This window comes from Nonomuraea sp. NPDC049709, from assembly GCF_040674815.1.
GTDB lineage: Bacteria > Actinomycetota > Actinomycetes > Streptosporangiales > Streptosporangiaceae > Nonomuraea.
Genome location: NZ_JBFANM010000029.1, coordinates 23224 through 48775 on the forward strand (window position 1 = coordinate 23224; position 25552 = coordinate 48775).

19 protein-coding genes are annotated in these 25552 nt (G+C 72.9%); 11 read left to right on the top strand and 8 right to left on the bottom strand.

Annotated features, from left to right (window positions below; translation table 11 throughout):
- Positions 1-155 precede the first annotated feature (155 nt).
- Together AB0J69_RS27870 and AB0J69_RS27875 are read right to left on the bottom strand one after the other, a co-directional pair.
- Positions 156-755, bottom strand: a complete 600-nt coding sequence (locus AB0J69_RS27870; RefSeq protein ID WP_364122917.1) for a TetR family transcriptional regulator — start codon at positions 753-755, stop codon at positions 156-158.
- A gap of 74 nt (positions 756-829) precedes the next feature.
- Positions 830-1687, bottom strand: a complete 858-nt coding sequence (locus AB0J69_RS27875; protein ID WP_364122919.1) for a helix-turn-helix transcriptional regulator — start codon at positions 1685-1687, stop codon at positions 830-832.
- Between AB0J69_RS27875 and AB0J69_RS27880 the strand changes: the two genes are divergently transcribed.
- Positions 1673-1858, top strand: a complete 186-nt coding sequence (locus tag AB0J69_RS27880; protein ID WP_364122921.1) for a hypothetical protein — start codon at positions 1673-1675, stop codon at positions 1856-1858. The two genes, AB0J69_RS27875 and AB0J69_RS27880, sit on opposite strands and share 15 nt — an antisense overlap.
- A gap of 76 nt (positions 1859-1934) precedes the next feature.
- Here AB0J69_RS27880 and AB0J69_RS27885 read toward each other — a convergent pair whose 3' ends face one another.
- Positions 1935-4262 carry a DUF4132 domain-containing protein gene (locus tag AB0J69_RS27885; RefSeq protein ID WP_364122923.1) on the bottom strand — a complete coding sequence of 776 codons (2328 nt, stop codon included), beginning with the start codon at positions 4260-4262 and terminating at the stop codon, positions 1935-1937.
- A 110-nt stretch (positions 4263-4372) separates the two neighbouring features.
- On the opposite strand from AB0J69_RS27885, the gene AB0J69_RS27890 reads away from it, so the two are divergent.
- From AB0J69_RS27890 to AB0J69_RS27915, 6 genes are all read left to right on the top strand, one after another.
- Positions 4373-5032, top strand: coding sequence for a TetR/AcrR family transcriptional regulator C-terminal domain-containing protein (locus AB0J69_RS27890; RefSeq protein WP_364122925.1), 660 nt, complete (start codon positions 4373-4375; stop codon positions 5030-5032).
- Between the two features lie 62 nt (positions 5033-5094).
- Entirely contained in the window at positions 5095-7671 is a 2577-nt protein-coding gene (locus tag AB0J69_RS27895; protein ID WP_364122927.1) for an ATP-binding cassette domain-containing protein, read from the top strand.
- Positions 7668-9377, top strand: a complete 1710-nt coding sequence (locus AB0J69_RS27900; protein WP_364122929.1) for an ABC transporter ATP-binding protein — start codon at positions 7668-7670, stop codon at positions 9375-9377. Before AB0J69_RS27895 ends, AB0J69_RS27900 begins: the two co-directional genes overlap by 4 nt.
- A gap of 80 nt (positions 9378-9457) precedes the next feature.
- Positions 9458-10294, top strand: a complete 837-nt coding sequence (locus AB0J69_RS27905) for an ABC transporter ATP-binding protein (protein WP_364122931.1) — start codon at positions 9458-9460, stop codon at positions 10292-10294.
- Between the two features lie 11 nt (positions 10295-10305).
- Positions 10306-11286: an iron-siderophore ABC transporter substrate-binding protein gene (locus AB0J69_RS27910; RefSeq protein ID WP_364122933.1), complete on the top strand. Its 981-nt coding sequence runs from the start codon at positions 10306-10308 to the stop codon at positions 11284-11286.
- Positions 11283-13370 (top strand): iron ABC transporter permease, encoded by a 2088-nt coding sequence (locus AB0J69_RS27915; RefSeq protein ID WP_364122935.1) that lies wholly within the window; start codon positions 11283-11285, stop codon positions 13368-13370. Before AB0J69_RS27910 ends, AB0J69_RS27915 begins: the two co-directional genes overlap by 4 nt.
- A gap of 186 nt (positions 13371-13556) precedes the next feature.
- Here the strand turns inward: AB0J69_RS27915 and AB0J69_RS27920 are convergent, their stop codons facing one another.
- The 4 genes from AB0J69_RS27920 to AB0J69_RS27935 form a co-directional block, all read right to left on the bottom strand.
- A complete protein-coding gene (locus AB0J69_RS27920; protein ID WP_364122937.1) occupies positions 13557-14384 on the bottom strand; it encodes a glycerophosphodiester phosphodiesterase family protein in 828 nt (275 codons plus the stop codon).
- A 158-nt stretch (positions 14385-14542) separates the two neighbouring features.
- A complete protein-coding gene (locus tag AB0J69_RS27925) occupies positions 14543-15376 on the bottom strand; it encodes a discoidin domain-containing protein (protein WP_364122939.1) in 834 nt (277 codons plus the stop codon).
- A 13-nt stretch (positions 15377-15389) separates the two neighbouring features.
- Positions 15390-16976, bottom strand: coding sequence for an alkaline phosphatase D family protein (locus tag AB0J69_RS27930; protein WP_364122941.1), 1587 nt, complete (start codon positions 16974-16976; stop codon positions 15390-15392).
- A gap of 93 nt (positions 16977-17069) precedes the next feature.
- A complete protein-coding gene (locus tag AB0J69_RS27935; protein WP_364122943.1) occupies positions 17070-17807 on the bottom strand; it encodes a DeoR/GlpR family DNA-binding transcription regulator in 738 nt (245 codons plus the stop codon).
- 259 nt (positions 17808-18066) lie between these two features.
- Between AB0J69_RS27935 and AB0J69_RS27940 the strand changes: the two genes are divergently transcribed.
- The 4 genes from AB0J69_RS27940 to AB0J69_RS27955 are packed head-to-tail and all read left to right on the top strand — an operon-like array spanning position 18067 to position 24654.
- The gene (locus AB0J69_RS27940; RefSeq protein ID WP_364122945.1) at positions 18067-19371 is read left to right on the top strand and encodes an extracellular solute-binding protein; all 1305 of its coding nucleotides are present in this window, start codon (positions 18067-18069) and stop codon (positions 19369-19371) included.
- Positions 19368-20279 carry a sugar ABC transporter permease gene (locus tag AB0J69_RS27945; protein ID WP_364122948.1) on the top strand — a complete coding sequence of 304 codons (912 nt, stop codon included), beginning with the start codon at positions 19368-19370 and terminating at the stop codon, positions 20277-20279. Before AB0J69_RS27940 ends, AB0J69_RS27945 begins: the two co-directional genes overlap by 4 nt.
- Positions 20276-21088: a carbohydrate ABC transporter permease gene (locus AB0J69_RS27950; protein WP_364122950.1), complete on the top strand. Its 813-nt coding sequence runs from the start codon at positions 20276-20278 to the stop codon at positions 21086-21088. The genes AB0J69_RS27945 and AB0J69_RS27950 overlap by 4 nt, the downstream gene beginning before the upstream one ends.
- A complete protein-coding gene (locus AB0J69_RS27955; protein ID WP_364122951.1) occupies positions 21085-24654 on the top strand; it encodes a hypothetical protein in 3570 nt (1189 codons plus the stop codon). Before AB0J69_RS27950 ends, AB0J69_RS27955 begins: the two co-directional genes overlap by 4 nt.
- On the opposite strand, the gene AB0J69_RS27960 is transcribed toward AB0J69_RS27955, so the two are convergent.
- Positions 24651-25544: a sugar phosphate isomerase/epimerase gene (locus tag AB0J69_RS27960; RefSeq protein WP_364122953.1), complete on the bottom strand. Its 894-nt coding sequence runs from the start codon at positions 25542-25544 to the stop codon at positions 24651-24653. The two genes, AB0J69_RS27955 and AB0J69_RS27960, sit on opposite strands and share 4 nt — an antisense overlap.
- Positions 25545-25552: the final 8 nt, after the last annotated feature.

The window sequence follows — 25552 nt, forward strand, 5'->3', positions numbered from 1 at the left end:
GGCGCACCAACTTGTCTGTCTGGCCTCCTCAGGAATCTCATTACTACCACGCCGCCGGCAGGACGATACGTGTCAACGTCGTCTCGCTCGGAGACGACGTTAGTGGTCCCATCAAAGGTCGTCAACAACGTGGACGAAGATTCAGCCGGTGCTCGTCAGAGCAGGCGCCGCTGCACGACGTCGGCCATGACGGTGGCGACGACCCGGTCGACGGCCCCGGTCTCCGGCGGGGCGCCCTCGCGGCCGGCGAAGAGCAGGTGGGCGGCGCCGATCAGCGTGAGGGCGAGCGTGTCGACGTCGGCGTCGGCGGCGATGCGGCCCAGCGCGCGCTCCTCGGTGAGGTAGGAGGCGATCATGGCCGCCCCCTCCGTCAGGATGGGGATGCCGGCCGGCGTGGTCTGGCGGAGCCGGGCGCGCAGCTCGTCCCGGAAGATCAGCAGGCCGACGATCGCCACGCCGACCGACTCGAACAGGTCGATCAGCGCGCCGGTGAGGTTGGCCGTGACGGTGCCGGTGCCGGCCGCCCCGCGCAGGGCGATCGTCCGGGCGTCGATCCGGCCGATGCGATCGCGTACGAGCTCGGCCAGGAAGGCGTCGAAGTCGGCGAAGTGCCGGTGCAGGACCCCTTTGGCGCAGCCCGCCTCCGTGGTGACGGCCCGGCTGGTCAGCGCGTTCGGCCCGTCGCGGAGCAGGACCCGCTCGGCGGCCTCGAACAGCTGCCGGCGCGCGTCGCGCATGGCCACCCCTGTCGGCATACCGCGCCTTCCCTCTCCTGCCGTGCCCCGTTGACGAGTGGGCGCACGCCCACTAAGGTGGGCACACGCCCACCCTAACCGAGAACGGTCCTGGGTACGTCCGGCGTGCGCGCCCAGGTGGCCGGCAGCCGGACCGCGGCCTCGGTGGTGCCGCCCTCGACCGGCACGAGCACGACCAGCCGCTGCCGGGAGTCGCCGGTCGGGATGAAGTGCTCATAGGCGAACGTGACGGTGCCCAGGGCGGGATGCCGGAAGCTCTTCACCCCATGCGTACGCACGCTGACGTCGCGGGCGCTCCACAAGCCGCGGAACGCCTCGCTGCCGTCGTGCAGCTCGCCGATCAGCTCGGCCAGCTCGGTGTCCCTCGGGTACAGCCCCCGCGTGACCCGCAGCTGCCCCGCGGTCAGGGCGGCCATCTCCTCCCACTCGACGTAGAAGTCCTGGCCGGCAGGATCGAGGAACAGCCGCCTGGCCAGGTTCGGCCGCTGCCGTGAGCCCTCCAGGGAGAACAGGCGGGCGGCCACGGCGTTGGCCGCGAGGACGCCGAACCGGTCGTCGATCACCATGGCGGGCGTGTGGATCAGGTGCAGCATCCGTACCAGGTCCGGGCGGACGTCCTCGGCCCGCGAGCCGGGCGCCGGGAGGGGGCGTTCCCGTACCGCGAGGGCCAGTGAGCGCAGGTGCTCGCGCTCCACGTCGTCGAGGCGGAGCGCGGCGGCGATGGCGTCGAGCACCTCGGGCGACGGATGCGCGGCCCGCCCCTGCTCCAGCCGCTGGTAGTACTCCACGCTGATCCCGGCGAGCTGGGCGACCTCCTCCCGGCGCAACCCCGCCACCCGGCGTCGCGCCCCGCCACTGGGGCCGGCGTTCTCGGGGGCGACCCGCCCCCTACGGGAGCGGAGGAATCCGGCCAGCTCGTGTCGATCTGCCACGAGGCCCAGTATGTCGGGTTTCATCGACTATGGGCAGCGCTGACCACCACCTTCCACCGGGCCGGCAAGACCTGGGCGGCGCACGTGTACGAGGGCACGCCGCACTCGATCTTCGACGCCTGGCACCGCGTCCCCGCCTGCACCGCACGGCACCGGCAGCCGACGGCGTGAAACGGAGAGGTGACGTCGGCGACCAGCCGCGTGCGGGGTGCTCGGCGACGTCGGCGGCCGGCCGCGTGCGGGGTGCTCAGCCCTTGATCTGCCTGACGATGCTCTCGTCGGTGATCTCGGTGTCCCTGGCGAGGAGCAGGGCCTTGCTGAGGATGAGCGCCAGCCGGTCGTCCTCCTCGAAGGGCAGGAACAGCCGCTCGTCGCGGTCGCGTGCGGACACGATGCACAAATAGACGTCACCCGGCTCCATGAGGATGTTGCCGCTGCCCAGATGGATCTTGTAAGTGCGCAGGTCACCACGCACCACCAGGAACCGATCGCCGAGGACGCAGCGGTCGGCGACGGACGTGCGCGGCAGGATGCGGGCCAGCGCGTCGCGGCGCACCTCGCCCGAGGGTTGCAGCGGGCCGAAGGAGGTCTCGCGCCAATAGTCGAGATGGCGGTCGTGCCCGCGATCGGCCCACTCCGGATCGGCCGCGATCGAGGTCACCGCCACGAACAGGTCCACGTCGCGCATCGCCTCGCTGAACACCAGCGGGGGCACCTCCGCCAGCGGCGCCTCCTGCCAGCCCTCGGCGCCGCGCCGGTGGAAGCGCACCTGGTCGGTGGTGGCGTATTCGCCCGGCTCGTCGTACAGGTAGTCGTGGTAGAACGACACCTGCCACCGGCCCTCGGCCAGCACTCGCCTGGCCTCCCCCGCGTCGCCGCCGTCCCACGGGCCGAGCATCCGCGTCTCCCAGGCGCGTGCCTTGAACATCGCGTACAGGCGGCGGTAGTCGACGACGTGGGCGGCGAACCGGTTGGAATAGGCGGCCGTCTCCTCCTCCGCCGGCGTCAGCGGGTAGACCTCGCGGAAGGCCTGCTTGAACGGCTGCCTGAGCCGCCTCTCGGTCACCGCCTCCCGCCAGCGGCCCACCTCCGCCACCGTCGCGCGCGCCGGATGCCACAGCCGCACCCGGTCGCCGGTCACCTCCAGCGCTTCCGGGCCGCCCAGCACGGCCCGCCACTCGCCGGGCGCCACCTCGATCTCCCAGATCAGCCGCGCCGCCATCGAGCCGGCGATCGGGTGCTCGGCCACCTGCCCGCGCCACATCGCGTACGGCAGCGCGCTCTCCCCCGCGAACCCCGCCTCCAGCGCCCTGGCCAGCGTCGTCAGCTGCCGCCGCACCTGCTTGACCAGCTCGCGCAGCCGCTTGACCTCCTCGGGATGCTCCTTGCGCACCGCCGCGGGCACGCTCTTGAGCTGCCGGTCGCCCTGCCACCAGCTCAGCGCGAACTCGCCGCCCTCGCCGGGCGCGACCACCGCCCGGTGCTCTCCCAGCGGCACCTCCAGCCGCCCGCCCGGCCCGAACCCCAGGTCCGGCATGCGGAAGGCCGCCTCGACGCGGTCGGCCAGCCCCGGCTCGGCCCGCTTGATCATGCGGTCGAGCTGCTTGACCACCCCGGCGTGCCGGGTGGCCGCGCGGGCCGCGCGCAGCGCCGTGAGCGCCTCCGGGGTCGGGAACCGCTCCACCGCGCGGCCGATCTCGAACAGCAGCGCCTGCGACGGCAGCGTCTTGGCCGCCGTCGGCGCGACCGCGACCCGGCTCAGCAGGCTGCCGATCAGCTCGGGCAGCCACGGCTCGTCGCGGAACAGCGCCAGCCGCGCGGCCCGGCCGAGCGCCGGCACCTCCGCCGCGGTGAACGCCTTGTCGGCGCGGTAGGGCAGCTCGCCGGCGTGGATCGCGGCCAGCCTGGCCTCGGCGGCCTCCAGCGCGGCGCGGGCGAAGCTCACGTAGGCGGGCAACTCCGCCAGCCGCTCCCAGGCATCGGGGAGCTCGGGCGGCGACCCGTAGGAGCGGGGCCCGACCTCCGCGACCAGCGCCCGGCCGGCCGGATCGAGGCCCAGCACCAGGTCGCGCTCGGCCGCCGCCAGCGAGGCGGGCTGCTCGTCCGTCATCACCGTCACCTCGTCCATCCCGGCCACCCCGGCCACGGCCAGCAGCGCGTACGGCGTCTCGAGCCGCTCGTTCGCGACCATGAACCCGGTCAGGACGCGCGCGAGACCGGCCAGCTCTCCGGTCTCCGCCCCGCCCGGCGTCCGCAGCAGCGCCCCCGCCGCCAGGCACATGTCGGCCCACTTGCGTTTCTCCAGGCGGTCGACCAGGGCTTCGTAGAGCGCGCGGCGCGACTCCCGGGTGAACTCCGGCTGCCGCTGCCTGACCTCGTCCTCCACGGCGCGCCGCATCGAGAAGGCCGGGCTCCCGGTGCCCGGTGTGCGGTAGGCGAGGGGCAGCAGGTGGCCCAGGTCGGTGGCGGTCAGCCGGGAGGGCTCCGGCCACGGGTCGGGATAGCCGATATCGGGCTCCGTCAGATAGCGGTGCACCCGCCGGGCCTCGGGGGAGAGCGCGTGTGTCACGTCCACGGGTCAGCAGCCTGCCGCATGCCACCGACAAATCCCAGGGGCGCGCGACCCTTGCGCCTCCCCGGATCGTTCTTCTAAGTTAGGCCCCGTAACTAAGGGAAGGCTAACCAATGAAAACCGGCGGGCGCACGGCCAGTTTCACGCTCCAGGACGTGATCGACGCGGGCGTGCGGATCGGCCTGACCGACCTGTCCATGCAGGGCGTGGCCGACGCGCTCGGGGTCACGGCGGCCGCCGTCTACCGCCACGTACGGAGCCGTGCGGCGCTGGAGAGCCTGATCGGCGAGGCGATCCTCGAGGGCCTGCACCTGGTCGACGACCCGGCGGAACCGGCCGCTCGCCACCTGGTCGGCTTCGCCGTGCAGCTGCGCGGCTTCACGCTCGCGCACCCGGGCACGGCCCGCTATCTCCAGCGGCTGTTCCCGCGCGGGCCGTCCGGCATCCGGCTCCTCGAGCACGAGATCACCGCCCTGGGCAGGCGCGGCTACGACCCGGCCGCGGCCACCGCGCTCACCTCCGCCGTCGCCACCCTCACGATCGGCGCCACCGTGGCCGAGCAGGAGCGCGCGGCGGCCCACCTCGAGACCGAGGCCACCGACGCGGCACTGGCCGCGATGGCGGGCTCGGCGCTCATCCGGCAGGCGCAGGCGGGTATCCCGGCACACACTCCGGAGGACTACTTCGTGTTCATGCTCACCGCGACCGCCGAGGGGCTGGTCGCCCAGCTCCCGCCCGGCAAGCCGATCACGATCCCGAGGATGTCGTCCTGAACGCCAGAGGGTACGGCGGCGCGATCGCCAAGGCGTTCGGGGCCCAGGATCACACGATCACCGTGGCGGCCGTCCGGGACGTCACCCCGCACTTCCGCCGCATCACGTTCGACGCGCCGACATTGTTCGACGAGCATCCGATCGAACCGGCCGCCTGGGTACGCCTCTGGGCGCCCGACCCGGACCGCCCGGGCCGCGAGCACCAGCGGGGCTACACGCTCGTCGACCCCGACCCGGACCGGCGGCAGGTCACCCTGGAGTTCCTGCTGCACGAACCGGCGGGCCCGGCCTCGGCGTGGGCGCGCCGGGCCGGCGTCGGTGACACCGTCTCCGTGACGAGATGGGCCTCCACCCACTTCGCCGCGCCCGACCCGGCCCCGGAGGGCTACCTGCTGATCGGCGACGCGGCCTCGCTGCCGGGGATCAACGCGATCCTCGCCGCCGTACCGGACACGACACCGGTCGAGCTGCTGCTGGAGCAGTTCCACGAGGGGGACCGGGAGATCCCGATCACCCCGCACCCGGCGTGCGCCGTCACGTGGTTACCGTCCGGCGGCGACCCGGCCACGCTCGCCCGCGCGATCGGCGAGCGGGACTGGTCGAACTGGTACGCCTGGGTCACCGGCGAGACGGCGACCACCAAGCAGGTCCGGGCCCGGCTGAAGGAGCTCGGCTTCCCCAAGCCGGACGTGCACGGCCGGGCGTACTGGACCAGGGGCAAGGCCATGGGCGTCGACCGCGAGCGCCCCGCCGAACCGGAACGCCCCGTAGACGGCGAGCGCCCCGCCGAACCGGAACGCCCCGCAGACGGCGAGCGACCCGACGAACCGGAACGCCGCGTGCACGACGAGCGGCCGGACGAGCAGGGGCGCCTTGAGGAGCTGGAGCGACCTGAGGAGCGGGGGCCGTCGCGGAAGCCGGGCTCGGGCCGGTGGCGGTCGCGGGCGGGGGCGCGGCTGCTGGCCCCGCTGCGGACCCGCCTCCTGGCGGCCGGGCTCCTCCAGGCCGTGATCTCCCTGCTCCAGCTCGCCCCCTACGTCCTGCTGGCCGAGCTGTGCCGCAGGCTGCTGGCCGGCGAGGGCGGCCTGGCGGAGCTGGGCGTCCTCGCCCTGATCCTGATGGGCGCGGGGACGGCCCTGGCGGGCCTGCTGGTCGTGGCGATGCACGTGCTGGACGCCCGGTTCGGCCACCAGGTACGCACGCAGGTGGTGAACAAGCTGTCCCGCCTCCCCCTGGGCTGGTTCAGCGCCCGCAGCTCCGGCCGGATCAAACAGGCCGTCCAGGACGACGCGGCCGACCTGCACTACCTGGTGACCCACGCGGTGCTCGACGTCGTGGCGGCCCTGGTGACGCCGCTGGCCGTGCTGGCGTACCTGTTCTCCGTCTCGGGCTGGCTGGCGGCGACCCTGCTGGTCCCGCTGCTGGTCTTCTTCGTCCTGACCGCCCGCATGGTCCAGAGCTCGACCGCGCAGCTGGCCCGGTTCACGGAGTGGGAGGCGCGGGTCGGCTCGGAGGCGATCGCCTATCTCGACGGCCTGGCCGTGGTGCGGGCCTACGACTCCGGCCCGGCGGGCGGGTTCCGCGCCACCCTCGCCGAGCGGGCCCGCTTCCTGGACGCCTGGCAGCGGCCGCTGTCGAGCCGCAAGACGCTGGTCGAGCTGGTGGCCCGCCCGCTGACCTCGCTGGTGCTGATCATCGTGGCGGGCGGGCTGATGCTGGCATGCGGCCTGCTGACGGCGGTGGACCTGCTGCCGTTCCTGTTGCTCGGGGTGACCTTCGGCAGCCAGCTGCTGGCGGCGGCGTACGGGATGGGCTCGGTCCGGGAGGCGCAGGCGGCCGCTCAGCGGATCGGCCTGCTGCTTGATGAGCCCGAGCTGGCCGAGCCGGACCGGCCCCGCTCCCTGGCGGGCGATCGCCACACGGTCCGGTTCGAGAACGTCGGGTTCGGTTACGACGGGCGGCCGTCCGTACTGGAGGGCATCGACCTGGAGCTGGCCCCCGGCACGGTGACGGCGCTGGTCGGCCCGAGCGGCGCGGGCAAGTCCACCCTCGCCGCGCTGCTGGCGCGCTTCCACGACCCGGCCGAGGGCCGGATCACGCTCGACGGCGTCGACCTCGCCGACCTTCCCCTGGCCGAGCTCTACCGCAAGGTCGGCTTCGTCTTCCAGGACGTCTCCCTGGTCCAGGGCAGCGTGCACGACAACATCGCGCTGGCCCGGCCCGGGGCGAGCCGCGAGGAGGTGGAGCGGGCGGCCAGGGCGGCCGGGATCCACGACCGGATCACGCGGCTGCCCGAGGGCTACGACACGCACGCCCGGCTGTCCGGCGGCGAGGCGCAGCGCGTCACCATCGCCCGGGCGCTGCTGGCCGATCCCAGCGTGCTGGTGCTGGACGAGGCGACCGCCTTCGCCGACCCGGAGTCGGAACACCAGGTGCAGCGGGCACTCAGCCACCTGGTGGCCGGCCGTACCGTCCTGGTCATCGCGCACCGCCTGCACACGATCGCCGGCGCCGACGCCATCGTGGTGCTCGACGGCGGGCGCGTGGTGCAGCGGGGCACGCATCCCCAGCTCCTCGCCGTGCCGGGGCTCTACCGCGAGCTGTGGCTGGCCGCCCAGCCGAGTGAGGTTTCCACGTGATCCTGGACCTGATCGACGACCGCCGTACGGTCGCCCGCTACGCGGCCCTGCTCGCGGCGAGCGCCGTGATCCGGGCCGGGGCCATGCTGAGCCTGGTCCCGCTGCTGTCCGCGCTCTTCTCCGGCGGCGCCGCGCTGCCCTGGATCGCCACGCTGGCGGTGCTGGTGGCCGCGGGCTGGGTGCTGGACCACCGCGTGGCGGACGCCGGGTTCGCCATCGGGTTCCAGCTGCTGGGCGGCCTGGAGCAACGGCTGGTCGACCGGCTGCGGCGGACGCCGCTGGGCTGGTTCACCGCCGAGCGGAAGGGGGAGGGCCGGCGGGCGCTGACGTCGTCCGGCCGCGAGCTGTGCCAGGCGATCACCTGGCTGGTCACCCCGGCCGCCAACGCGCTGCTCACCCCGGCGCTGATCGGGCTCGGCCTGCTGCTGGTCGCCCCGGCCCTGGGGCTGGTCGCGCTGGCGGCGGTGCCGCTGCTGCTGGGCACGCTCTGGGCGAGCATGCGGCTGGTCCGGGCCGCGGACGACTCCTACGCCGCGGCCTCGGCGGAGGCGGGGCAGCGCATCGTCGAGCTGGCCCTGGCCCAGCGCGCGCTGCGGGCGGCCGGCCGGGCCGGCACGGAGGGCACCGCCATCGGCCGCGCGCTGGCCAGACAGCGCACGGCGGCGCTGCGGCTCGTCGGGTACGGCGTGCCGGGGCAGCTCATGTTCGGCCTGGCCACGCAGGCGATCCTGCTCGGCCTGGCCGCCACCGCCGTGCTGTCGGAGCTGACCGCGCCCGAGGTGGTCGGCCTGGTCATCGTCGCGGTCCGGTTCATCGAGCCGTTCACCACCCTGGCCGAGCTCTCCCCGGCGCTGCAGAACCTGCGCGGCACGCTCGTCCGGGTGCGGGCCCTGCTCGGCGCGCCCGTGCTCGACGGTTCGGTGCTCGCCCCCGATCCGGGCGCGCCCGCGCTGGAGCTGTGCGACGTACGGTTCGGCTACGAGCCGGGGCCCGCCACGATCGACGGCGTCTCCTTCACCGTGGAACGCGGGACCACCACGGCCGTCGTCGGCCCGTCCGGCGCGGGCAAGAGCACCCTGCTGGCGCTCATCGCCCGCTTCCACGAGGTGGACGCCGGCGCCATCCGGGTCGGCGGCCACGACGTGCGCGACTACGACCCGGCGGCGCTGATGGCCCAGCTCGGCATCGTCTTCCAGGACGTCTACCTGTTCGAGGCGAGCCTCCTGGACAACGTCCGGCTGGGGCACGCGCGAGCCGGCGACGAGCAGGTCCGGGCGGCGGCCTCGGCGGCCCGGCTCGACGAGCTGGTCGAGCGCCTGCCCGACGGCTGGGAGACCCGGGTCGGCGAGCGGGGCGCCACCCTGTCCGGCGGCGAGCGCCAGCGGGTCAGCATCGCCCGCGCCCTGCTCAAGGACGCGCCCGTCCTGCTGCTGGACGAGGCCACCGCCGCGCTGGACACGGGCAACGAGCGGGCCATCGTGGGCGCTCTGGAGGCCGGCGGGAAGGAGCGGGCGACATTGATCATCGCGCACCGGCTGAGCACCATCGCGCGCGCCGACCGGATCGTCTTCCTGGAGGGCGGGCGCGTGGTGGAGTCGGGGACGATGGCCGAGTTGCTCGCCCAGGAGGGCAGGTTCGCGGACTACTGGCGGCAGCGCGAGCAGGCGGCGGGCTGGACGCTCACCGAGGTCCCCGTCACCGAGTAGGAGGGCCCGCCGGACTCGATCCGGCCAATCGGGCATACCCGCCATAGCGCCCAAAGCAAGGTTAGCCTAACCTTAGCTCCATGACCGAGGAGATCTCCCTCCGCGGCACGGAGCTCTGCCTCAGTTACCACGGCACCACCGTGGTCGAGGACGGCCGCATAGCCCTGCGGCCGGGCCACGTGACCGCCCTCGTGGGCCCGAACGGCAGCGGCAAGTCCACGCTGCTGCGCGCGCTGGCCAGGCTGCACCGCCCCGACAGCGGCGCCGTGACCCTGGGCGACGGCGCCAGCGCGCTGGACCTGTCGGCGCGCGACTTCGCCCGGCGGGTTACTCTGCTGGCGCAGAGCCGGCCCACCCCCGGTGGCGTGCAGGTGCGCGACGTCGTCGAGTACGGCCGCCACCCCTACAGGCGCCGGTGGAAGGCCGCGGACCCCGCGGGTGCCGCGGCCGTCGCCAGGGCGATGGAGCTCACCGGCGTGACCGCGATGGCCGACCGGCCCGTGGACGAGCTGTCCGGCGGCGAGCTGCAGCGCGTCTGGCTGGCCACCTGCCTGGCCCAGGACACCGGCGTCCTGCTGCTGGACGAGCCCACCACGTTCCTCGACCTGCGTTACCAGGTGGAGCTGCTGGAGCTCGTCCGCGACCTGGCCGACGACCACGGCGTCGCGATCGGCGTCGTCCTGCACGACCTCAACCAGGCCGCCGAGATCGCCGACCACGTCGTCCTGCTGCACCGGGGCCGGGTCCGCGCCGACGGCCCGCCCGCGCAGGTCCTCACCGAGAGCCTGCTCACCGACACCTACGGCCTGCGCATCGAGGTCAGCCAGGACCCCCGGACGGGCACCGTCATCACCCGCCCCGTAGGCCGCCACACCAGAAGCATTTCCAACAGCTCGACCGTCCCAGCAACAACATGACAGGAACCAGCATGCGCAGTGCCCTGACGGCCATCGCCGCAATCGTCGCCCTCGCCGCCTGCGGCACGACCGAGGCACCCGTACCCGAGCAGGCCCCGTCCAGCGGCGCGGCATCGGCCGCCCCCGCGGCGGTGACCGTGACCGACGGCCGCGGCAAGGAGATCAAACTCGACGCCCCGGCCACCCGGGTGGTCAGCCTCGAGTGGGGCGAGACCGAGATGCTGGTCAGCCTCGGCGTCATGCCCGTGGGCGCGGCCGACGTGAAGGGGTACGCCACCTGGGTGACCGCCGCCGGGCTCGACTCCTCGGTCAAGGACGTCGGCACCCGGCAGGAGCCGAGCGTCGACTCCATCAGCGCGCTCCAGCCCGATCTGGTCGTCATGGAGTCCGACGACGAGGAGCTGGCCGCCCAGCTCGAGAAGTTCGTGCCGGTGCTCGTGGCCAAGGGCAGCGACGCCACCGACAACCTCAAGCGCATGCGCGACGACCTCACCATGATCGCCACGGCGGTCGGCAAGACGGACGCCGCCGCCAAGCTGATGTCCGACTTCGACGCGGCGATGGCCGCCGGCAAGGAGAAGATCGCCGCCGCGGGCGCCGCGGGCAAGCCGTTCGTCATGGCCGACGGATGGAAGCAGGGCAGCACGATCTCCGTCCGCACGTTCGGCGAGGGCTCGCTGGTCTCCGAGGTCGCCACCCGGCTCGGCCTGAAGAACGCCTGGACGGGCAAGGTCGACGAGATCTGGGGCCTGGGCACCACCGACGTCGAGGGCCTGTCCGTGCTCAAGGACCCCGACATCCGCTTCTTCTACAACGCCTCGGACGGGGTCGACGTGTTCGCCGACGGGCTGGCGGGCAACGCCATCTGGAAGTCGCTGCCGTTCGTGAAGAACCAGCAGGTCACCAAGATCCCGAACGGCATCTGGACCTTCGGTGGCCCGCTGTCCTGCCGGCAGTTCGCCGACGTGATGGTGAAGGCGTTCACGGGTTGAGCACGGACGTCCTGGCCCCGGCACCGCCCCAGACGCCGCTGCGGCGGCTGGGCACCACCGGGGTCTTCCTTCTCGCGCTGGCCGCCACCCTCCTGGTGGCCGCCGTGCACGTGACGCAGGGGACGTCGTCGGTCGGCGCGCTGGACCTGCTGGCGCTGCCGTTCGGCGGCAGCGACGAGGCCGCCCGCGTGCTGCTGGCCTCCCGGCTGCCCCGGCTGCTGGCCGGCGTCTGCGTCGGCGTCGCGCTCGGCGTGGCCGGCGCGCTGCTGCAGGCCATCGCCCGCAACGCGATGGCCTCACCGGACACGCTGGCCGTCAGCTCGGGCGCCTACCTGGCGGTCGCCGCCGCGGCCGCGTTCGGGCTGACGCTGCCGGTGCCGGTGTCGGGCGCGCTCGCCCTGGTGGGCGGGCTGGCCGCGGCCGCGCTGGTGATGGCGCTGTCGGCGGGCGGGCGTACCGGGACGACCCGGCTGATCCTGGCCGGCTCGGCCACCGCCCTGGCGCTCAGCTCCCTGACGAACCTGCTCATGATCCTTTTCGAGCAGGAGACCACCGGGCTGTTCGCCTGGGGCAGCGGCTCGCTCGTGCAGAGCGATCTGGACGCCGTCACCCAGCTCGGCCCGGTGATCGCGCTGGCGCTGGCCGCCGCGATGGCGGCCGGGCCCCGGCTGGACATCCTCGGCCTGGGCGACGACACCGCCACCGTGCTCGGGGTGAACGTGCGGCGGCTGCGCCTGTGGCTCACCCTGCTGGCCGTGCTGCTGGCCGCTGCCGCGGTGACGATCGCGGGGCCGATCGGGTTCGTCGGGCTGTGCGCGCCGGTGATCGTCCGGCTGCTGCCCAGGTCCGTCCCCGGCCTGCACCGGAGCCGCACGATGGTGCCCCTTTCGGGCGTCGCGGGTGTGCTGGTCGTGCTGGGCTCCGACATCGCACTGCGCGCCGCGCTGGGCGCGCAGGCGGGCGTGGAGGTGCCGCCCGGCGTGGTGACCACGGTGCTCGGCGCGGCGGTGATGATGTGGCTGGCCCGCCGCTATCGCGACGCCGGGCCGACGCGCCGGCCGCCGGCCGTGCGTACGGGCGCGACCCGATCGCGTACGGCCTTCCTGGCCGTGGTCGCCGTCTGCGCCGCCCTGCTCGCCGGGGCGCTGCTCCTGGGCCTGCTCGGCGGGGACCGGTGGCTGCTGACCGGCGACGTGGTCAACTGGCTCCAGGGGCGCAGCGGGCGGGCCCTGACCTTCGTGCTCGACCAGCGCTGGCCGCGCGTGCTCGCCGCCGTACTGGCCGGGGCGGCGCTGGCGGTGGCCGGGTCGGCCGTGCAGGCCGTGTGCCGCAACCCGCTCGCCGAGCCGGGCGTGCTGGGCGTCACCGCCGGTGCGGGCGTGGGCGCGGTCCTGCTGCTCACGCTGGTGCCGCTGGCCGGCATCTGGCCGATGTCCGTGGCGGCCGGCCTGGGCGCGCTGATCGCGTTCGCCGTGGTGTATGGGCTGTCCTGGCGCGGCGGGCTGGACTCCGACCGCCTCGTCCTCATCGGGGTCGGCGTGCAGGCCGCCTGCACCGCCATCACCGTCCTGATCATCGTGCTGTCCGACCCCTGGAACACCGCCAAGGCCCTGACCTGGCTGTCCGGCTCCACGTACGGCCGCGTGCCGGCCCAGCTCGTCCCCGTCGCCCTGGCGCTCCTGCTCAGCGTCCCGCTGCTGGCCTGGCTGCGCCGGGACCTCGACCTGCTGTCGCTGGACGAGGACACCCCGCGCATCCTGGGCGTCCCCCTGGAGCCGGTCCGGCTCGGCGCCCTCGCCTGCGCCGTGCTGCTCACCTCGACGGCGGTGTCGGCGGTCGGCGTGATCGGGTTCGTCGGCCTGGTGGCCCCGCACGTGGCCCGCGCCCTGGTCGGGACCCACCACGTCAGGGTCCTGCCGGTGGCCGCACTGCTCGGCGCGCTCCTGGTGAGCCTGGCCGACACCCTCGGGCGCACGGTGATCGCCCCCGCGCAGGTGCCGGCGGGGCTGGTGACGGCGCTGCTCGGCACGCCGTACTTCGTCTACCTGCTGTGGCGCGCCCGCGCCCGGAGCGAGGCCGGCTGAATCCGGCCGGCGGGCCGGGCTCGGCCGTGCCGGCATCGTCGTGCGGCCGTCAGTCGGCGGCGTGGGCGGGGCGCCTGCCGAAGACGCCGCCGAGGACGTGGAACACGCCCATGGCCAGCACCCCCAGCGCGCCGGTGACGAGCGCGACGATCGGCCGTAGCGGCTGTGAGCAAGATTGTCAGATCGTCAACGGGCGTACCGCTTGACGTCGGCCAGGCGGTCGGGCCGGTTGGTCATGATGCCGTCCACCCCGTACGAGATCAGGCGGCCCATGACGGCCGGCCGGTCCGCCGTCCAGGTGTAGACCCGCATGCCCCGGTCGTGCACCTTCCTGACGTATCGCGTGGTCAGGCCGCCGTGCGGGAGGGTGATCCCGTCGGCGTAGCGGGCCAGCTCGGCCAGCCGGGCGGCGGGCGGCTTGCCGAGCAGCGCGATCGGGACGTCGGGCACCATGTCGTTCAGCACCCGCATCGACGGCCAGCCGAACGCCTGCACGGTCAGCCGGTCGGCGCTCCACGACTCGCGGTTCTCCTGCAGCTCGGCGGCCACCCGCCGGTCGATGTCCGGGCTGCGCGGATCGTGCTTGATCTCCAGGAGCAGCCTGGCCCCGGTGCCGCGGATCTCCTGGAGGGCCTCCAGGAGGGTGGGCACCCGCTCGCCCCGGTAGCGTTGCGAGAACCACGAGCCGGCGTCCAGCCGCTGGATCTCCGCGAGCGTGAAGTCGGAGACCCGCCACGGCGACCGGCGGGGGAAGACCTTCTCGACGTCGGTCGTACGGGCCAGCGTCTCGTCGTGCATGAGCACGAGCCGGTGGTCCTTGGTCTGCTGGACGTCGAACTCGCACACATCGGCCCCCTGCTTCCGGGCAACTTCGCAGGCCGCGATAGTGTTCTCTGGCGCGAGCGCGGAGCCGCCCCGGTGCGCGATGTTGTCGACCTGCGGCGGCGCGGCCCAGGCGGGCCGCGCCATGACGGCCAGGGTCGCGATGACGGCGATGCCGAGCGAGCGGTACATGTTCCTCCTCAGGCGGGGCCCGACCCGACAAAGACCTCTTATGTCGGAGTTATGGAGAAAAGTGCCCACAAGGGATAGCAACGACCGTTATCGCCCGGCGTGTCGCTCCTTTTGCGACGAACATTTTGGCAGCCGGAAAGAGCCGTTTGGCGCAGCCGTCAGCGGATCTCCACCTCGATGATCCGGGTGTAGTCGTTGGCCCCGTTCGAGGCCAGGGCGACGACGCGGACCGCGTCGGCGCCGACGGGGGCGAAGTCGGAGCGCGCGTTGCCCGCGGTGTTGCCGCGTACCTGCGCGACCGTCTGCCACTGGCCGCCCACCTGCGCCTGCACGTCCCAGTCCCGCAGCCCGAAGGTCGCGGCCGGATAGCGTTCGGTGTCCAGCGTGTACAGGTCCACCCGGGAGACCTGCCGGGTCCCGCCCAGCGCGATCGCCACGGTGTCCGGCCAGGCCCGGCCGGTGGCGTCGTTCCAGCCGTTGCCGCCGGCCCAGCCGTTGGAGGAGCGGTCGCCGTCGGCGATGCTGCAGGGCGGGTAGTTGGCGTTGACGTGCTGGGAGGAGGCGGTGACCGGGCGGCGGAGCGCGACATTGCCGCCGTTGTCGAGCCGGTCCACGGGCACCACCTCGACCGGCACCGACAACGTCCGGGCCGGGGTGCGCAGGCGCAGGCCGTACTCGCCTTCCGTGGCCCCGGGCGGGACGGCGACCAGCAGCTTCGCGCCGAGCTCGTAGCCGGGCGGCAAATAGCTGGTCAGCATGGAGCGGGAGGCGGTCAGCGGCGGGTCGATCTCCACGTTCATGGTGGCGTACTGGGGCTTCTTCGCGTCGCTGCGCATGCCGATCTCGATCTTGGCGGGGCAGGCGGGGTCCACGCCGAGCGGGGCGATCAAACGGTCGGCCCCGGCGATCGGGGTCACGTCCCCGGGCCTGGCGGCGCCGGTGGTGGCGATGACCAGGGCGGCCATGGCGAGCGCGGCGGTGAGGTGGCGCATGGTCGTTTCCTTCCTAGAGCGCTTGCAGGCCGGGGACGCCGTCGAGGGTGACCAGGCTCGCCCTGGTGGAGACCGGGGCGCCGGGCCGGTCCACGTACGGGACGACCTTGAAGTCGGCCCGCCACTGACTCCTGGTGACCTCGCACGAGACGTAGCCGCGCTGGTAGCTGGAGAACCTGAGATGCGGGTTGACCGGGTCGCTGCCGCCCGGCGGCAGGCCCGTGTTCGCGTTGCCGTTGCCGCCGCTGCTGACGGACGTGCCGACGAACTCCACGCCGATCGCGGGCGAGGCCGGGTCGTCGAAGTTCGTCCGCAGTTCGCCGGCCATGTTGTAGTGGAGGTCGCCGGTCAGCACCACGGGATTGCTCACCTGGCGCTCGACCATGCCGTTGAGCACGCGGTCCTTGGCCGCCTTGTAGCCGTCCCAGAGGTCCATGCTGAGCCGCTGCGCCGGGCCCGGGTCGTAGTCGAGCTGGATCATGGCGATCTGCTGGGCCAGGACGTTCCACCTGGCGCGGGAGGCGTCCAGGCCGTCGAGCAGCCACTTCTCCTGCTCGGCGCCGAGCATCTGCCTGGCCGGGTCGAGCCGCTCGGCGCAGTCCACCTGCTGGCCGTCGCCGCAGACCTGGTCGTCGCGGTACTGCCGGGTGTCGAGCACGTTGAACTCGGCGAGGTCGCCGAAGGCGAACCTGCGGTAGATCCGGGCGTCCGGCCCCTGCACCTCCGGCACCCGGACCGGCATGTTCTCCCAGAAGGCGCGGAAGGCGTTGGCCCGGATGACCAGGTAGTCCTGCTCGGTCACCTCGCCGCCGGGGCCGTTCGGGCCCGCCCAGTTGTCGAGCACCTCGTGGTCGTCCCAGGTGACGATCCACGGCGCGCGGTGGTGCGCGGCCTGGAGGTCGGGGTCGCTCTTGTAGAGGCCGTACTGGACGCGGAAGCGGTCGAGGGTGTCGCACTGCACCCGGAACTGCTCGGGCACCGGCGTGTTCCGCAGGCCGCCGGTGGGCACGATGCCGTACTCGTAGATGTAGTCCCCGAGGTGGAAGACCACGTCGGGCTCCTCCTCGGCGAGGTGGCGGTAGGCGCTGTAGTAGCCGTCCTGCCACAGCGCGCACGAGGCGAAGGCCAGGCGCAGCGCCTCGGGGCTGCTCCCGGGCGCGGGCGCGGTCTTGGTGCGGCCGACGGGGCTGGTCTCGCCGCCGGCGCGGAAGCGGTAGAAGTATTCGCGGCCCGGCCGCAGGCCCTTGGCGTCCACGTGGACGGAGTGGCCGTACTCGGGGGTGGCCCAGGTGGAGCCGTGGCGGGCGCGCCGGGTGAACGCCTCGTCCTCCGCGATCTCCCAGTCGACCCTGATCCTCGCGTACGGCAGCCCGCCGAGCGGCTCCAGCGGGTCGGCCGCCAGCCGCGTCCAGAGGATCACCCGGTCGGGCAGCGGATCACCGGAGGCGACGCCCAACCGGAAGGGATAGCCGGCCCGGAAGGGGTCGTCGCCCTTCACGCCGGCCCGTGCCGTCCACGGGTCGGCCAGGTCGGTGGTGAAGGCCAGGGCGAGCGCGGCGCTGCCGAGGCCGAGGAACGATCGGCGCGAGGGAGGGCACATGTTGCTTCCTAAGCTGGGGGGCGAAAGCCCTCACTTTGTAGCAAGCAGGCAACCTCTTAACAAGATGCAAGTTACAAATCACGCCGATTAGCGTTACAACTGGGCGACCCGAACGTCCGCGTGGTGGTCGCGCAGCCGCTGGAGCAGATCGCCCGGAGCGTTGGCGTCGACCACGACGACGTCGAAGTCGTCGAGCGGCGCGACCCGGTGCAGCGCCACCCGGGCCAGCTTGGAGCCGTCCACGGCCAGGATGCGCCGGGCGCCGGCGCGCAGCATCGCCCGCTTCACCAGCACGATCTCCTGCTCCTGGTGGAAGGCGTACTTCTCGGAGATGGCCGAGGTGGAGACCACGACCACGTCCGTGCTGACCGCTTCGACCGCGTCCACGCAGCCGAGCCCGAGAAAGGAGTCGTGGGTGGCGTGATATTCGCCGCCCAGCGCGATGAGCCGGACGTCGGGGCTGCCGGCCAGCAGCCTGATCGCCTCCAGGAAGTTCGTCACCACGGTCAGCGGGCCCACCTCGGCCAGGTGGCGGGCCACCGCCAGCGCGGTCGTGGAGTCGTCGAGCATGACCGAGCTGCCCGGCTCGATCAGCTCCGTGACCAGGCGCGCGATGGCGTCCTTCTCGGCGGTGTGCGCCTTGAGCCGGTAGGCGATGTTGCTCTCCCACACGTTGCTGGCCTGGGCGGTGGCGCCGCCGCGGACCTTGCGCACCATGCCCTGGCGCTCCAGCTCGTCGAGGTCACGGTGGACGGTCATCACGCTGACCCCGAAGCTCTCGGCGAGCTCCGTGACGGAGGCGGAGCCCTGCCGCACGATGTGCTCGGCCATGCCATGCCAGCGCGCTGACCTGCTGGAGGTTTGCTGCCGGGAATTCACTCTGGGTCTCCACCCTCTCGGACGGCTGCGCATCCTACCCTTGACACCCGTCTCGGGCGACTCATACCCTCCCCACATCTACCACTTTTAACAAGATTGATTGTTAACTTAACAATCCAGTCACGGGGAGCGCGCCGAGCGCTTCCGGCCGGCCTTCATTAAAACGTTCGCATTGCTGTTCCTCGGGGGATCGGATCTTAGGAGACGTAGCATGACCGACCTGCTGCACGACGCCCGGGTGAGTCGCGGCCAGTTCCTTCGCATGATGGGCGGCCTGGCCGTGGCCGCGGCCGCCACCGCGTGTTCGACCCGCCCCGAGACCACGGCCACGACCGGTGGCGGGCAGGCCACGACCGAGCTGAAGTTCATCGGCGTGGCCGACCAGAAGACGCCGATGGACGAGCTGGTGACCGCCTACCAGAAGGTCAAGCCCACGGTGCGGCTCACCGCGTCCTACGCCCCCACCGACCAGGTGCAGACCTCCGTACGCACCCAGCTGGGCGCCGGCAACGCCCCTGACCTGCACGTCGTGTACCCGGGCAACGGCAGCGCCATGTCCATGAGCCAGATCGCCAAGGCCGGGCTGCTGGCCGACCTGTCGGCCCAGGCGTGGACCCGGACCATCCCCGCGGGGTTCAAGCCCGCCTTCCAGCTCGACGGCAAGACCTACATCTACTCGGCGGGCTCGTCGGTCATCGGGGCGGTCTACAACAAGAAGGCGTTCGAGCAGGCGGGCATCGACGCGCCGCCGACGACGTGGACCGAGTTCCTCGCGGTCTGCGACAAGCTGAAGAAGGCCGGGATCGTGCCGATCGCGCTGGGCGCGCAGACGCCGTGGGTCACCCAGCTCATCACGTACGCGCTAGTGCCCTCCACCGTCTACGCCAAGGACCCCACGTTCGACGACAAGCAGCTCGCCGGGCAGACCACGTTCGCGCAGTCCGGCTGGCGCCAGGCCATGGAGATGTACCTGGAGCTGCAGAAGCGCGGCTTCTTCAACGACAAGCCCAACGGCACCACGTTCGAGCAGCAGACCTCCATGGTGGCCACCGGCAAGGCCGCCATGGCCGTGCAGGTGTCGGCCGTGCTGCCGGACTTCCGCAAGGCCGCCTCCTCCCCCGACGACCTGTCGATGTTCCCCGTGCCGGGCGCCGACGACGCGGCCTCGGTGTGGATCCCGGCCGGCGTCGTCGTCGGGCTCGGGGCCAGCGCCAAGGGCAAGAACGTGGAGGAGGCCAAGGCGTTCCTCGACTTCCTCGGCAAGCAGGAGAACATCAACGCCTGGGCCAAGGCGATCGCCGCCATCCCGCTCACCCAGGACGCCTCCTCGACCATCGACCCGGCCGTGCAGTCGTTCCTGCCGTTCACCAAGGACCGGGCCGTGCCCTTCATGGACCAGCGCTGGCCCAACGCCGAGGTGCAGCCGGTGCACTTCGCGGTGATCCAGGAGCTGCTGGCCGGCAAGTCCACGATCGACGAGGCCCTGAAGAAGATGGACGAGGCGTACCAGAAGTGACCCCGCTGACCGCCTTCCGTGCCCGGCCCGCACGCGCGGCGCGGCGGCGCTCCAGCGCCGCCACGCCGCCCTGGCTGTTCGCCGCGCCCGCCCTCGTGGTGTACGCGCTGGTGGTGCTCCATCCCGCGGTCAGCGGCGTGGTCTACGCGTTCACGGACTGGAGCGGGATCGGCCAGGACATGTCGTTCGTCGGCCTGGCCAACTTCCGCACGCTGCTGGGCGACGAGCAGGCCATGGGCTCCATCGGCAACACGCTGCTGCTCACCGTGGCGATCGTGGCCGTGCAGAACGGCGTCGGCCTGCTGCTGGCCCTCGGCGTGCACGCGAAGCTGAAGAGCCGGGCGCTGCTGCGGGTGATCTTCTTCGCGCCGGTCGTGGTCAGCCCGGTCATGGTGGCGTTCCTGTGGAAGTACATCTACAACCCCGACCCGGCCGCCGGGCTCAACGGCCTGCTCGGCCTGGAGGTGGACTGGCTCGGCGACCCGTCGATGGCGCTGTGGTCGATCGCCGGCATGGTGGTCTGGCAGTACGCCGGATACTCCATGGTCATCTTCCTGGCCGGGCTGGAGGGGGTGCCCAAGGAGCTGCACGAGGCGGCCATGATCGACGGCGCGGGCACCTGGCAGCGCTTCCGCTACGTCACCTGGCCGCTGCTCGCCCCCGCCGTGACGATCAACCTGATGTTGTCCACGATCGGCGGGCTCAAGCTCTTCGACCAGATCTTCGCCGCCACGAACGGCGGCCCCGGCTACGCCACGGAGACGCTGTCCACCGTGCTCTACAAGCAGGCGTTCGTGTTCGGCAAGTTCGGCTACAGCACGGCGATCGCGCTGGTGCTGGCCCTGTTCGTGGCCGCGGTGTCCCTCGTACAGGTCTATTACCTGCGCGGCCGGGAGGTGTCGGCGTGAGAAGGACCTTCCTGCTGGAGATCGTGATGATCGCGGTGGCGGTGGCGTTCCTGTTCCCCGTCTACACGCTGGTCTCGCTGTCGCTGAAGGATCCGGCGCAGATCTCCCAGTCGCCGCTGGCGCTGCCGAACCCGCCCACGTTCGGCAACTTCGCCGACGCGTGGTCGCTGGCGGCGCTCGGCCCGTCCCTGGTGAACAGCACGGTGATCACGGTGGTCAGCCTGGTCGCCCTCATCGCGCTCGGCTCGTTCGCCGCCTACTTCCTGGCCCGGGTGCAGACCCGCCTCGGATACGGCCTGTACGTGCTGTTCCTGCTGGGCATCGTGCTGCCGTTCCAGCTCGGCATGATCCCGCTCTACGAGCTGGTGACCGACCTGGGGCTGATCGGCTCACACGCCGGGATGATCCTCTTCTACACCGGCATCCAGCTCCCGTTCACGGTGTTCCTCTACACCGGGTTCATCAGGGCGCTGCCCCGCGACTACGCCAGCGCCGCCCAGATCGACGGCGCCACCCACTTCGTGGCCTTCACCCGCGTCGTCTTCCCGCTGCTGCGCCCCATCACCGGCACGGTGCTGATCCTCAACGCCGTCTTCATCTGGAACGACTTCTTCACCCCGCTGGTCTACCTCGGCGGCTCCGGCTTCGAGACGGTCCCGGTCAGCGTCTTCGCCTACGTCGGCCAGTACGTCTCCCAGCACGGCCTGGTCTTCGCCGGCCTCGTGCTCGGCGCGCTGCCGATCGTGCTGGTCTTCCTGGCCCTGCAGCGCTACGTCATCAAGGGCTTTTCCACCGGACTCAAGGGATGAACGTGCTCGACCTGCTCAGGGAGCCGCCCCGTCAGTACTCCCCGGCGGCCATCTGGTGGTGGAGCGGCGACCCGCTGCGCCGGGACCGGCTGCGCTGGCAGATGGAGCGCCTGGTCGCCGGGGGCGTGCACAACCTGGTCATCCTGAACCTCGCGCCCTCGGGGCCGACGTTCGGCGCGGACGCCGACGACCCGCCGTTCCTGTCGGAGGCGTGGTGGGAGTTGCTCGACGGGGTGTGCGCCGACGCGTACGAGCTGGGCGCGTACCTGTGGTTCTACGACCAGCTCGGCTTCTCCGGCGCGGACCTGCAGGCCCGGCTGGTGGTCGAACGCCCGGAGTTCGCCGGGCAGTGGCTGGCCCCGGACGGGTCCGTGTCGCTGCGCGGGTTCGACTACCTCTCGCCCGAGGCGTGCGCGGTGCTGCTGGACCGGGTGCACGGCGAGTTCGAGCGGCGGGTCGGGAAGTGGTTCGGGCGGGTGATCGCCGGGTCGTTCCAGGACGAGCTGCCGACCCTGCCCACCTGGTCCGCCCGCTTCGCCGAGGAGTACCGGGCCCGCCGGGGCGTGGAGTTCTCGCTCGGCGACCCGGACTGGCGGGCGTACCAGCGGACCCGTGCCGAGCTTGCCGAGGAGGCGTTCTTCCGGCCGCTGGCCGAGTGGCACGAGCGGCACGGCCTGCTGAACGGCTGCGACCAGCAGGACCCGGCCCGAGCCGGGCACCCGGTGGAGGGCGTGCAGCTCTACGCCGACTACGCGCGCACCCACCGCTGGTTCGGCGCGCCCGGCTCCGACCACCACGGCGACGCCCGCCTGCACGCCTCCCTCGCCCACCTGTACGGGCGGTCGCGCACCTGGATCGAGGCGTTCCACTCCAGCGGCTGGGGCGGCACCCTGGAGGAGACCCTCGACTGGCTGCTGCCCTGGTTGCGGGCCGGGGCGACGCTGTACAACCCGCACGCGGTCTACTACACGACCCGGCGCGGCTGGTGGGAGTGGGCACCGCCGTCCACCGACTGGCGGCAGCCGTACTGGCGGCACCACCGGGTCTTCGCCGACGCCGTCACCCGGCTGTGCGCCGCGCTGTCCCAGGGACGGCACGCCTGCGACGTCGCGGTCCTGCTGCCCACGGCCACCGCCCAATCCGGCACCGGCCTCGACCGGGTGGACCCGGCCGCCGCGCGGGCGCAGGAGGTCTACCGGGAGATCGTGGGCGACATGGCCTGGTTCGCCACCGTGCCCGGCGTGCTCGACCGGCTGTGCCTCGACGCCGACGTGATCGACGACGACTCGGTGCGCCGGGCGGCGGTCGCGGACGGGCGGCTGGCCGTGTCCACCGAGGCGTACCGCGCGATCGTCCTGCCCGCCGTCACGACCCTCGACGAGGACGTCGCCGCCCGGCTGGCCGAGTTCGCCGCGCACGGCGGCTCGCTCGTCGCCGTCGGCACGCTGCCCGACTCCCTGCGCGGCCTGGCCTCCTACGTGGCCGCCCCGGACCAGCTCGGCGAGGCGCTGGCCGGGCTGCCCCGCCGGGTCGAGGCGCCGGTGCCCGCGCTGGTGCGCGAGGTGGGCGACACCACGCTGGTGTTCCTCACGGCGGCGCACCCCATGGCCAGCAGGATCGGCGTGGGACGGCCCGAGGAGCGCGGCGTCGAGCTCGGCTGGCTGGACGCCGTCATCGACTTCGACCCCGCCCGGTACGCCCGCGACATGCGGATCACCGTCAGGGGCGTCTCGGGCACCCCGCTGCTGGCCCGCCTCTTCGACGGGGGCGAGCCCCGGCCGCTGCCGCACACGCGTGACGGGGACGACGTGGAGGTCGTCGTGCCGTTCGACGACGGGCCGGCCGCACTGCTGGTGTTCGACGGCACGACCGCCGAGCCGGCCCCGCCGCCCGAGCCGCTCCCCGTGGAGGTCGATCTCGGGGACGAGTGGGACGTCGAGCTGGTGCCCACCCTGGACGACACGTGGTCCGATTTCGGCGGGTCCGATTCCGGCGGGTCCGATCTCGGCGCGTCCGATCTCGGCGGGTCCGGCGTCGAGTGCTGGACCCTGCGGACGCCCGGCGGGGAGCGGGTGGACGTGACGTTCGGGCCCGGGGGCGAGCAGCGGACGGGCGACGGCCCGTGGACGCCCTCGGTGTGGTCGGCCTCCCGGGGGCTGCGCAAGGACCCCGTCCATCGGGAGACGCTCGGGCCGAAGGGGCACGTGCCCATGGAGTTCCTGGCGTTCGGCCGCGTCGGGGCGGGCGTCGAGGCCCGCTTCCGCACCGTGCTCACCGTGCCGCCCGGCCCGCCCGCCTGGCCGGCCATCGGGGCGGGAGCGGCGAAGACCCTCTGGCTCGACGGTGAGCGGCAGCCGCTCGCCGACCGCGGCTATGCCGCCGTCGCGCTATCGCCCCTCGCCCCCGGCGAACATCTGGTGGAGCTGCTGCTCGTCCCGGACGAGGAGCTCGACCTGCGGGCCTACGTGTGCCTGGTGGCCGACCCCGACGACGCCGTCCGCCCCGAGTGGATCGCCGGCACGCCGCTGGAGACCGTCGTGCGCGCCGGAGCGGAGCCGCCGGAGCTGTTGCAGGTGGCCTCCACCGCGGCCTGCCGGGTGCTGGTCAACGGCACGGAAGTGGGCAGGCAGGGCGGTTTCGACCCCTACGCCGAGGCGGACATCCCCCGGGTGCGCAGGTATGACGTGTCCCACGTGCTGCGCCCGGGCGACAACACGATCAGGATCGAGTCGGACGGCTGGGTGCTGGTCGACGGTCTCGCGGTCTCCGGTCCTGGCTGGTCGCCCGATCCCCGGGTGCGCCGCCGCCAGCACGGCGACCCCGCCGCCCTCTACCTGCGCCCCCGCCCGCACCCGCTGCCGCAGGCGGGCTGGCTCGACGGCCGCCCGGCCGCCCTGCCCGCCGTCTTCGCCGTCCCTGGCGCCCGCCCGCGGACCGAGACGTTCCTCCTGGACCCGCCGCCAGGGGCGACCGGCATCGAGGTGGACGGTGACGTGGAGGTGCGCGGGGAACTGCCCGGGACGATCGAGGGCGACGTGGAGGCGCGCGGGAAGCTGCCCAGGACGGTCGAGGGCGACGTGGAGGCGCGCCGGGAGCTGCCCAGGACGATCGAGCTGCGTGCCGTCACGGTGCCGGGAGCGCAGGCGGGGGCGGCGTTCGCCGGGCCCGTCCGGTTCACCTGCGGGCCCGGGCGGATGCGGCTCGGGAACTGGGAGGAGCGCGGCCTGGCCGGGTACAGCGGCGGCGTCCGGTACCGCACCACCGTTTCCGCCGACGCACCCGGGCCGGGCGTGCTGGACCTGGGGCGGGTCCGGGGCACGGCCGAGGTGACGGTGAACGGGCGGGCGTGCGGGGTGCGGGTGTGCTCGCCGTACACGTTCGAGGTCGAGCTGGGGGAAGGGGTCAACACGGTCGAGATCCTGGTGCTCGGCACGCTGGCGCCGTACTTCGACGAGGTCAGCCCGACCCACTTCGTCTTCCTCGGCCAGCGCACCACCGGCCTGTTCGGCCCCGTACGGCTGCGCACCCGCCGGGCCCGGACCGGGCCCGGCGGGGCACCGCGCTAGAACCGCAGCTTGCGCAGGTAGCGGTAGCCGACCTCCGAGGTCTGCCGGGGCGTCACGTCAGGAGTGTCGTTCTCCACGATGTACTCCCGCACGCGGTGCGCGTCGAAGACGCGGCGGAAGTCGATCGTCCCGGTGCCGAGGTCGGCCATGTCGCCGTCCAGGTGCCGGTCCTTGACGTGGTACTGCAGCACGCGCTGCGGCGCCCTGCGGATGACGTCGATCGCGAACTTCACCGGGTCGCGGGCGCCGCGCCCGACGCCGCCGGTGACCGCCCAGTAGATGTCGATCTCCAGGTGGACCAGGCGCGGGTCGAGCTCGGCGGTGAGCACGTCCCACGGCGTCTTCCCGCCGCCGAGGTCGGTCGTGAACTCGTGGGCGTGGTTGTGGTAGCCGTAGCGCAGGCCGGCCGACCGGGCGGCCCGCGCCTCGACGTTCATCCGCTCGGCCCAGCCCTTCCACTCGTCCAGGCTGGTGGAGTTCAGGTAGGGCACGACCATGTACGTCTGGCCGAGGGTCAGCGCGTTCTCGATCTTCGTCTCCAGCGCGGCGTCATCGGGGCTGATGCCGTCGTGGCTGGAGCTGGCCTCGAGGCCGAGCCCGTCGAGGAACTCGCGGAGCTGACTCGCCGTGCGGCCGAAGTAGCCGAGCGCGAGCTCGACCTTCGGGTAGCCGATCTCGGCCAGGTAGGCGAGCGTGGTGTCGTAGTTCTGGGCGAGGTCGTCACGTACGGTCCAGAGCTGGACGCTGATCTGGCCCGGCGGGACGCGCTCCCCGCGCGGATGGCCCGTCGACGCCGCGGCGGCCGGGGAGGCGGCGGCCAGGGCGGCCGCGCCTAACCCGAGGCCCGCGGCCAGCAGGGAGCGCCTGCTGGGGCCGTAGCCGTAACACATGGGGTCTC

What these genes read in the sequence shown, in the direction of transcription:
- AB0J69_RS27935 (WP_364122943.1), bottom strand. Translation starts at nt 17,807, where the DNA reads ATGGCCGAGCACATCGTGCGGCAGGGCTCCGCCTCCGTCACGGAGCTC.
- AB0J69_RS27960 (WP_364122953.1), bottom strand. Translation starts at nt 25,544, where the DNA reads ATGTGTTACGGCTACGGCCCCAGCAGGCGCTCCCTGCTGGCCGCGGGC.
- AB0J69_RS27925 (WP_364122939.1), bottom strand. Translation starts at nt 15,376, where the DNA reads ATGCGCCACCTCACCGCCGCGCTCGCCATGGCCGCCCTGGTCATCGCC.
- AB0J69_RS27955 (WP_364122951.1), top strand. Translation starts at nt 21,085, where the DNA reads ATGAACGTGCTCGACCTGCTCAGGGAGCCGCCCCGTCAGTACTCCCCG.
- AB0J69_RS27920 (WP_364122937.1), bottom strand. Translation starts at nt 14,384, where the DNA reads ATGTACCGCTCGCTCGGCATCGCCGTCATCGCGACCCTGGCCGTCATG.
- AB0J69_RS27940 (WP_364122945.1), top strand. Translation starts at nt 18,067, where the DNA reads ATGACCGACCTGCTGCACGACGCCCGGGTGAGTCGCGGCCAGTTCCTT.
- AB0J69_RS27890 (WP_364122925.1), top strand. Translation starts at nt 4,373, where the DNA reads ATGAAAACCGGCGGGCGCACGGCCAGTTTCACGCTCCAGGACGTGATC.
- AB0J69_RS27905 (WP_364122931.1), top strand. Translation starts at nt 9,458, where the DNA reads ATGACCGAGGAGATCTCCCTCCGCGGCACGGAGCTCTGCCTCAGTTAC.
- AB0J69_RS27910 (WP_364122933.1), top strand. Translation starts at nt 10,306, where the DNA reads ATGCGCAGTGCCCTGACGGCCATCGCCGCAATCGTCGCCCTCGCCGCC.
- AB0J69_RS27870 (WP_364122917.1), bottom strand. Translation starts at nt 755, where the DNA reads ATGCCGACAGGGGTGGCCATGCGCGACGCGCGCCGGCAGCTGTTCGAG.
- AB0J69_RS27930 (WP_364122941.1), bottom strand. Translation starts at nt 16,976, where the DNA reads ATGTGCCCTCCCTCGCGCCGATCGTTCCTCGGCCTCGGCAGCGCCGCG.